9 protein-coding genes are annotated in these 8,995 nt (G+C 43.8%); 3 read left to right on the forward strand and 6 right to left on the reverse strand.

The window, feature by feature from the left end:
* The first annotated feature begins 284 nt into the window (after nucleotides 1–284).
* Nucleotides 285–614: a four-helix bundle copper-binding protein gene (locus tag Q7V21_RS12390; protein ID WP_226069738.1), complete on the forward strand. Its 330-nt coding sequence runs from the start codon at nucleotides 285–287 to the stop codon at nucleotides 612–614.
* A gap of 165 nt (nucleotides 615–779) precedes the next feature.
* Here the strand turns inward: Q7V21_RS12390 and Q7V21_RS12395 are convergent, their stop codons facing one another.
* The 6 genes from Q7V21_RS12395 to Q7V21_RS12420 all read right to left on the reverse strand — a co-directional run bounded on the left by Q7V21_RS12395 (nucleotide 780) and on the right by Q7V21_RS12420 (nucleotide 6,624).
* Nucleotides 780–1,415, reverse strand: a complete 636-nt coding sequence (locus Q7V21_RS12395) for a peroxiredoxin (protein WP_304917597.1) — start codon at nucleotides 1,413–1,415, stop codon at nucleotides 780–782.
* Between the two features lie 233 nt (nucleotides 1,416–1,648).
* On the reverse strand, nucleotides 1,649–2,176 hold the full coding sequence (locus tag Q7V21_RS12400; RefSeq protein WP_247870131.1) for a DUF411 domain-containing protein: 528 nt from the start codon (nucleotides 2,174–2,176) through the stop codon (nucleotides 1,649–1,651).
* A gap of 47 nt (nucleotides 2,177–2,223) precedes the next feature.
* Nucleotides 2,224–2,895 carry a copper resistance D family protein gene (locus tag Q7V21_RS12405; protein ID WP_304917598.1) on the reverse strand — a complete coding sequence of 224 codons (672 nt, stop codon included), beginning with the start codon at nucleotides 2,893–2,895 and terminating at the stop codon, nucleotides 2,224–2,226.
* A 269-nt stretch (nucleotides 2,896–3,164) separates the two neighbouring features.
* Nucleotides 3,165–3,575, reverse strand: a complete 411-nt coding sequence (locus Q7V21_RS12410; protein WP_247870132.1) for a copper resistance CopC family protein — start codon at nucleotides 3,573–3,575, stop codon at nucleotides 3,165–3,167.
* Nucleotides 3,576–3,592: 17 nt separating this feature from the next.
* Complete coding sequence (locus tag Q7V21_RS12415; protein ID WP_292360135.1) at nucleotides 3,593–4,843, reverse strand: copper resistance protein B; 1,251 nt, start codon at nucleotides 4,841–4,843, stop codon at nucleotides 3,593–3,595.
* Nucleotides 4,840–6,624, reverse strand: coding sequence for a copper resistance system multicopper oxidase (locus tag Q7V21_RS12420; RefSeq protein WP_304917599.1), 1,785 nt, complete (start codon nucleotides 6,622–6,624; stop codon nucleotides 4,840–4,842). The genes Q7V21_RS12415 and Q7V21_RS12420 overlap by 4 nt, the downstream gene beginning before the upstream one ends.
* 155 nt (nucleotides 6,625–6,779) lie before the next feature.
* On the opposite strand from Q7V21_RS12420, the gene Q7V21_RS12425 reads away from it, so the two are divergent.
* Nucleotides 6,780–7,469: a heavy metal response regulator transcription factor gene (locus Q7V21_RS12425; RefSeq protein ID WP_304917600.1), complete on the forward strand. Its 690-nt coding sequence runs from the start codon at nucleotides 6,780–6,782 to the stop codon at nucleotides 7,467–7,469.
* Nucleotides 7,459–8,853 carry a heavy metal sensor histidine kinase gene (locus Q7V21_RS12430; protein WP_304917601.1) on the forward strand — a complete coding sequence of 465 codons (1,395 nt, stop codon included), beginning with the start codon at nucleotides 7,459–7,461 and terminating at the stop codon, nucleotides 8,851–8,853. The genes Q7V21_RS12425 and Q7V21_RS12430 overlap by 11 nt, the downstream gene beginning before the upstream one ends.
* Nucleotides 8,854–8,995: the final 142 nt, after the last annotated feature.

Consider the following 8,995-nt stretch of genomic DNA (forward strand, 5'->3'; position numbering starts at 1 on the left):
GGGACACGCCCGTTGCGCCTGTGAAGTGAGCGACGCAGTAATGTCGCCAGCAGCAGGAACCCACCGAAGCAACTCATTGCGGCGCGATGCCGGGATGAGCGCCGTAGGAATCTCCGGCCTTTAGGCCGGGGAGGATGTCAAACCCACATTATAAATAATCTGATTGTGACAGCTTGGTAAAAGGGAAATGCAGCGACTCATTGGCTAATTTATATTGGTATATTTCTTGCTAAATGCCCTTAACATGCAATTAAGCATGTTTCATCAATTAAAGAGAGGTCACTATGTCTCATGAAAAATATCAATCTTGTATCGAAGCTTGTTATCGCTGCGCTGCGCAATGCGATCATTGTGCAGTGGCTTGTTTAGAAGAAAGTAATGTTTCCAAAATGGCAGATTGCGTACGTATGGATTTAGACTGTGCGGATATGTGTCGTTTTGCAGCGGCTGCGATGGCTCGTGGCAGTGATTATGCAGCTCAAATATGTAATTTATGTGCCGAAATTTGTGAGAAATGTGCTGAAATTTGTGCTCAGTATGAGCACCAGCACTGTAAAGACTGTGCTAACGAGTGCAGAAAATGCGCTGAAGAATGCAGAAAAATGGCTGCATAAGAAGTCTGACATACGCCTCTAATGAGGCGTATGTCTTTTTGATGCTAATCTACTTTGTAGATTAAAACTATTAGAAGGAAATCTTAGCAAAAGAACTCCCTAATATTACGAACAACTTGAATATTCGTCATCCTTTTCATTACTTAAAATGGTAGGCGCCCCACCTTAACGATTAGGCTGCTTGACTATACGAAGATATGGCTTAAGCGTCTTCCAACCTTCAGGAAAGTGTTCTTTAGCCTCCTCGTCTGATAAAGAGGGAACTATGATGACATCATCACCATTGCACCAGTTTGCTGGGGTAGCAACCTTATAGCCATCAGTTAATTGGATCGAGTCGAGCACCCGTAAGATTTCGTTGAAGTTTCGGCCCGCACTCTTCGGATAGGTCAGCGTCATTCTAATCTTCTTATTCGGATCGATCAGAAATACCGAACGCACTGCCGAGCTATCATCCTCCCCGGGATGCAGCATATCGTAAAGCCGAGAGATTTGTTTATCTTCATCTCCAATAATCGGGAAGTTGACCGCGCGTCCTTGGGTCTCCTCAATATCGCTGACCCAGGCTTTATGCTCTTTCACCGAGTCAACCGAAATAGCGATTATTTTGCATTGCCGCTTGTCGAATTCTTCCTTCAGCTTGGCGGTCTCACCTAGTTCCGTGGTGCATACTGGCGTAAAGTCGGCCGGGTGAGAGAACAGGATCGCCCATCCGTCGCCAATCCAGTCATGAAAGTTAATCGTTCCTTCTGTGGTATTCGCCTCAAAGTCTGGGGCAATATCGCCTAGATGTATGTTCATGATGCTAGTTTCCTTGAGTTAAATTATAAAGTGGCGTAGACCGATGCTTATGTTTTGCCTCGACAGGTTGAGTAATTACTTTGTCAGAATTTGTCGACGAGTTGCGTTGAACCGCACCTTTTTTGTCGGCGAGGTTCTAGACATTAAGAACATGTAAAATATTGCTAGTTTAGTCAATTACAGAAGAACTGACTTACCAGCGCGGGTAAGTCAGTTCTTGTTACTAGTTGCTGTTAAAACTGCATATCATAACCATCTACTTTAGCGTAAACCTTGCTAGTACCATCTTTAAGGAATACCAATATCTCATACGGCATAAAACGGTCGCCCACTTCCATACCTGGTGAACCTAATGGCATGGCTGGTACCGTAAGGCCAATAGCATTGGCCACTGGTTCGGCTAAAAACATAAGGATATATTTTGCTGGAATATGGCCCTCAAATACATAGCCATTCTCAGATACTGCAGTATGGCATGAGATATGATTGGGCTGAATGCCATAACGATTTTTAATAAAGCTTAAATCATCATAGTCTTTTGCGATAGCTGTTATGCCATTTTGCTCTATATGCGATATCCATTTTTTACAACAGCCACAGCTACTTGTTTTATAAACAGTTAATAAAGGCTCGCTCTGTTGTTGGCTCACCACAGGCTCTGCCGTAACTTTCGGATCATTATTAGTTACAGCGGGTTCAGAGCATGCTGTTAGCAAAAATACTGCTGCAAATAAGGCAGTTAAAGTTGTAATTTTTGGCACAGGGTTCTCATAAAAAAAATAAGTCTTAATAACAAATAAAGCTAAGATTAACTTTGTGGCCCAACAAGTGTCGTAAACACGCTAGTCGTCACTAATACTGAGACCACCAATAGCGTTTCAATTAAAATTGACAGCCGCAGCGGTTGGGCATTTTTATGCTGCGCCAACTCAGCAACAAGTTTAAGTTTATGCCAAGCTGCTAACAGCAACATACCACTGACAAATATCAGCTTTAACATCAATAACTGACCATAATTGGTAGTGAATAAATTGCCAATAGGCTCTACAAGCTGCAGTAGTAATAGCACACCACAAGCGATTAATATGGATACAAAAAACACCGCTACCTTGCCAAAGTTTTCCATTAATGTCACTAAACTATCAGCTGGCAACGCTTTACAACTTTGATGTAAGGGCCACAAAGAACCAGCCCAAGCTGCCATGGCAAGTATATGCAACATTAACAAGCCTTTAAACACCGTATTGAGCTCTACCGTATGGCCCGTAAAAGTAAAGCTAATTGCTAGCAGAATAAACCCAGTCACTGTGACTATTCTTAGTATGGTTTTAAACCTTGCCAGCTTGTTTATCCCCCACTCACTAAGTAACAACAGCGTAAAACCGACAACAATGAAACTGACTTGGCTACCCACTGCTGATTGCCACATGATACTAAGCATTAAGGGGTCAAACATGCCTGCTAAGCCATTTTCAGCCATAGCACCGGCTTGAATTGGCAATTGTAACAGTGATATTACTAGGCCTAAGCCCGCCCATTTTAAAAACCAACGGCTAAGCCAAACATCAAAAGCCTCCAGCTTAGTATCAGTAGTCCTTAATTGCTTTGATCGTAAAGTTTGCATTAATATGCTGCCGACACAACTGCTGACTGCAGCATAAGTGGCAAACTTTGTTAGTAATAGCATTAACTCCCAATTGCCAACCATCTCTAAGTTACCTTCTACTAATGCTAATGCTAATGCTAATGCTAATGAGAATGTGAATTGTGACTAGATGGCTGTTTTGCTTCCATCTTCATATCGCCATGGAGCATAAAACTATAATCACCGGTCATTTTATGGCCATCTTGGCCCATAACAATCCAACTCACCTGATACTCGCCCTCTTTAAGGGTTGGCAGTGGCCACTCAAATTCTGAGGCGGCTGTAGCTGAAGCCGCAAAACCAAATTTAACCGCTTTTTTCTCTGCATCAATTAAGCTTAATTTCATCATCCGTACTGGGGCACTGAATGTCAGCTTTAACGTTGCAGGGCTTTGCATTAACATCGCCTCATCTGCTGGTACTGTCTCAGTTAAATCAACATGTGCAGACACCGTAGTCGCCATTAATAAAACAGCTATAGCACTCACTATTTTTAATGTTTTTAATATTTTCATTTTTATCACCTTAATTATTAAAACCAGAACTGCACACCCGCGACCGCACTCGTAGTATTAGTCGCTTCATTATTCGCTCGGGCAAAGTCAGCGCTATTGCCATACTTAGCCATCCACTCAACACCGATATAAGGCGCAAACTGGCGTGAGAACTCATAACGTAAACGCATTCCAGCATTTAAAGACGCTAAGCCTTTTCCGATACCATTAATGGCATCGTCTTTACCATAAGCAGTTAATCCCACTGTGCTTTGTAAGATTAAACGTTGCGTGAATAGCAATTCATATTCAGCTTCTGCTGCTATGGCTGTCCGCCCAGAGTTGCCTAAATAGGCAGTTACATCGACCTCAAACCAATACGGCGCTAAGCCTTGGACACCCAATGCCAACCACTGCCGACTCTCCCCTTCCGTGTAGGTATCAACCCGGGCTCCGAGCTGGGCATCCCAAAACGTATAAACCGCACGGCTCCATAGCAAATCGGTTTGGCTTTCCTCTAACTTACCATCGCTTACCTCACCTTCCAGCTTTATTGCTAGTCGATTAAAAGTAGTGCCATACCAGCCTTGTAAGTCAAATGCTAAGCTATCCGTAGCAAACTGGTGCTCCAACTTATCTGCTTTAATTGCGTAAAAACGGTGTTCATCTGCCAGTTTTAACTGGCGACCGCCGCCTATAGCATAAGGCCCGTCGGCTAAGGTAAAACCGCCAGAATAAGCATGAGGATCTCGGGCATCTGCAGGCGCTTTTCCGCCCTGCATTTTCATATCGCCATGATCCATTTGGCTATGATCCATTGCCATATCGCCATGGTCCATTTGACTGTGGTCCATTGCCATATCGCCATGGTTCATTTGGCTGTGGTCCATCGCCTTATCGCCATGGTTCATCTTGCTATGGTCCATTTCGCTGTGGCTCATCGCTTTATCGCCATGGTTCATCTTGCTATGGTCCATCTGGCTGTGGTCCATCGCCTTATCGTCATGGTTCATCTTGCTATGATCCATCTGGCTGTGGTCCATCGCCTTATCGTCATGGTTCATCTTGCTATGATCCATTTCGCTGTGGTCTATTGCCGTATCACCATGCTTCATCTTGCTATGATCCATTGCGCTGTGGTCCATCGCCTTATCACCATGCTTCATCTTGCTATGATCCATTTCGCTATGGTCCATTTGGCTGTCTGCCATCACCCCAGCATTTACTAGCAATAAACTCGCTGTTAACGCAATCACCGGCGCGCTACTGACTAATTTTGTTATTTTCATGACACCACCACTTCTCTAAACATACCTGCATCCATATGAAATAACAGATGACAATGCCAGGCCCACCGTCCTACATCATGCGGCGTTGTTAAAAAACTAATTCGCTGAGCAGGTTGCACCGGAATAGTATGGCGTCTGACTTGGACTTCACCACTTTCACTTTCTAAATCACTCCACATTCCATGCAAATGCATAGGGTGAGTCATCATGGTGTCATTATGTAAAATCACCCTAACGCACTGATGTAACTTCATATGCACAGGTGTACTTTGGCCAAACTCTAAACCATCAATTGACCAGCTATAGCGTTCCATATTGCCAGTTAGGTGCAATTCAATTTCAGCTTCAGGACGCTGTGGTTCAATAACACCTTCTAGTGAGTGTAAATCGGATAACGTCAGCACTTTTCGGCCATTATTGCGTAAACCAATGCCCGGATCGTCCAAGTTAGTTCTTGGCGTATCTACCCGCATATCAACCGAAGGGCCATATTCAGTACTGGCATGGCGCACTTGCGTGCTGGCTTTAGCATAAGCAGCGGCCGGCCCTGCATGCTGACTTAAATCCATCGGCATAGCTGCGCCATGTTGGCTATGATCCATAGCGCCCTCTGTCATTGAACCGCCATGGGACATATTGCCCATCATGTCGGCCATCGCTAACCACTCTACTGGATCGACTGCCGGTACGGGTGCATTAATATTGTCGGCTACCGCTAGGGTGCCTCGAGCATAACCGGTGCGTTCTATGGTCTGGGCGAAAATGGTATAAGCATCAGATTGCGGTGTGACCAGTACATCATAGGTTTCACCCGGGCCGAATCGGAACTCATCAATAGTTACTGGATGGACATTTTGGCCATCAGACTGCACTACGGTCATTTGCAGTTCCGGGATACGGACATCGAAGAAGGTATTGCTGGCGCCATTAATAAAGCGCAAGCGAACTTTTTCGCCTTTTTTAAACAGGCCTCGCCAATTGGCCAGCGGTGTGCTGCCGTTAAATAAGTAGGTTAGTGCAGCGCTTGACACATCTCCCAAGTCTGTCGGGCTCATGCGCATTTCTTGCCACATTTTACGTTTTGATAATGCTGAACTAAGCCCTTTTTCTGACAGGTCTCGGAAAAAATCTCGTACTGTTGGTTGATTATAATTGTAGATATCACCTTGCACTTTTAGTTTACTAAATACTTTCATCGGGTCATCATCGGTCCAGTCTGAAAGCTGTACCACATACTCCCTATCAGCAACGATGATATCTTGCTCTCTAGGCTCGATGATTAGTGCACCGTACATGCCAGTCATTTCTTGGAAGCCACTATGAGAGTGATACCAGTAAGTACCGCTTTGTTGCAAAGTAAACTTATAAACAAAGGTTTCACCGGGCATAATGCCCTTAAAGCTTAAGCCTGGTACCCCATCCATTTGATAAGGTAAAATAATGCCATGCCAGTGAATAGAGCTAGGCACAGATAAGGTATTGGTCACTTTAATCGTCACCTCATCGCCTTCGCGTAAGCGCAGCGTTGGTGACGGAATAGAGCCATTAATGGTGGTTGCTGTACGTACTACACCGGTAAAATTGACTAAGGACTCAGCAATAGTTAGCTCGATAACTTTGCCGCTTAATTCTGGTGCAGAACCTGTCGCGGCATTGTCTTTAAAAGAGCTACCGGCGCGAACAACATGCGGGAAACTCGCTATAACGCCTCCGACGGCAAGACCTTGTACAAAGCGGCGCCGCGAGATAGAAGCTGGTAATTTGAACTTGTTATCATCCATTTATATAACCCTTGAGCTTATTTATTTCATCTAGCTTAGCTATTTATAACTGTCAGCAACATGACTCTGGCATTACAAAATCGTAATCTTGTTGTCATCGAGCTGACAGTCTGTTTATTGCAAGCTATCAGTAACCCTTATTTACAGGAAAGGCTATGCGATTACTGATTGTGGAAGATGAGATCAAAACGGGTGATTATTTAAAACAAGGCCTTACTGAAGCAGGTTTTCAAGTTTCGCTAGTCAGAAATGGTTTAGATGGTCATCACCTTGCCATGACCGAAGTATTTGATTTAATTGTGCTAGATGTGATGTTGCCTGATGTAAATGGCTGGCGAATAGTGCAATCCATTCGCGAACGCAATAACCTGACACCAGTATTATTTTTATCCGCTCGCGATAGCGTTGATGACAGAGTTAAAGGCTTAGAATTAGGCGCGGATGATTACTTAATTAAACCCTTTGCTTTCTCTGAAGTGTTAGCTCGGGTACGCAGCCTAATACGTCGCGGCCAAACCATCGCCACGCCAGATTTGCTTCAGGTGGCCGATTTACAATTAGATATTCCCAAAAGAAGAGTCATGCGTAGCGGAGTCAAAATTGCCTTAAGCCATAAAGAATTCTCTTTACTAGAACTTTTAATGCGCCGCAGCGGCGAAGTCTTACCCCGATCGTTAATCGCCTCACAGGTATGGGATATGAACTTTGATAGTGCCACCAATGTTATTGATGTCGCGATAAGAAGGTTACGGGCTAAAGTAGATGATAATTTTACGCCTAAACTAATCCATACCGTGCGCGGCATGGGCTATAAACTTGAAAACGAGCAAGCGGATGAAGCATAACACTAAACGGCCACTGTCCTTGACCCAGAGAGTGGTACTGTCTGTCGTTGTCACTATTGCGGTTTGTTTACTGGTTGTTAGGCAACTGCTTATCAGTTCTATAGAGCACCATTTTATCGAACAAGATGCCGATGAACTTGGCGTTATTGTTCACTCTGTTCAGCAAGTGTTCCTTAAAGAACCTACAGATCCGAAAACTTTAGCTCAATCATTATCCCAAGCTGTTGCCGGACATCATGGCGTGTATTACCAGATAAACAATTCCCAGCAGCAAATTATTTATAACAATGCTAATTTTGATTTAAGCCAACTTACAGATGCTGATGAATCCATAGATACATTTAAAGTTGAAAATATTCAACACTGGCAATATCAAGATAAGGCCTATCGGGGTATTGCTCTGAACATCGCTACTGCAAACGATAACTACCGGTTAATTGCAGCCATTGATATGGACTTTCATATTCACTTTTTACAACAACTCGGTCAAAGTCTTTGGATCATTTTACTCGGTTCCTGCCTCCTTACTTTATTAGCAGCTTGGGTTGCGGTGCATCAAGGCTTAGCTCCTCTTAGGGGACTAAGTGACAATATGCGCGATATTCAAACCAGCAAACTCGACATTAGATTAAACGCCAACGAAGTACCTTCTGAGTTAACGCATATGGTGCAGTCATTCAACCACATGCTAAACCGCTTAGAGGATGGCTTTACTAAGTTATCGCATTTTAGTGCCGACATTGCTCACGAAATTCGCACCCCTTTAACCAATATTATTACCCAAACCCAAGTCAGTTTATCTCGGCAACGAACGGCTGAGGAATACCAAAACGTGTTATTTTCAAATTTAGAAGAGCAAGAACGGCTTAGCAAGATGGTTAGCGATATGCTGTGGCTAGCCAAAAGTAAAAATGGTTTAATTACCCCGAACAAACAGCCTTTAAATATTGCCGATGAAATCTCGGCCATATTCGAGTTTTTTGAAGCTTTAGCAGAAGAAGCAGGAGTCAAACTTGCTTTTGCCGGTCAGCCTAGCGTCATTAATGCCGATCGCTCTTTACTAAGGCATGCCTTAACTAATTTGTTATCAAATGCGATACGACACACCGCTTCTGGCCACAGCATTGTGGTTAACAGCTATCAGCATGCTGCTAACACGCTTTGTATCAGTGTCGAAAACCCCGGCCCAGCAATATCCGCCGAGCATTTGCCGTATTTATTTGAACGTTTTTATCGCGCCGATCAATCAAGACAACGCCACAGTGATGGTGCAGGTTTAGGGCTAGCTATTACTAAAGCGATTATCGAAGCACATGACGGTGATATCAGCGTCACCTCAGATAAAAATCTTACACGTTTTGTTATTACACTACGCATGACTTAACGTTCATCCTGTTTAACTATAGAGGACGTCCAACAAAGGGGCTTTAAGCAGGCTGGTAAAGATTGCAATAACGGTCACTAATCAAACTAAACACCTATGATTTAAAGTTAACCGTTGGACATTAATATAACGTTTTCCGACA

Source organism: Methylophaga sp. (genome assembly GCF_030651745.1).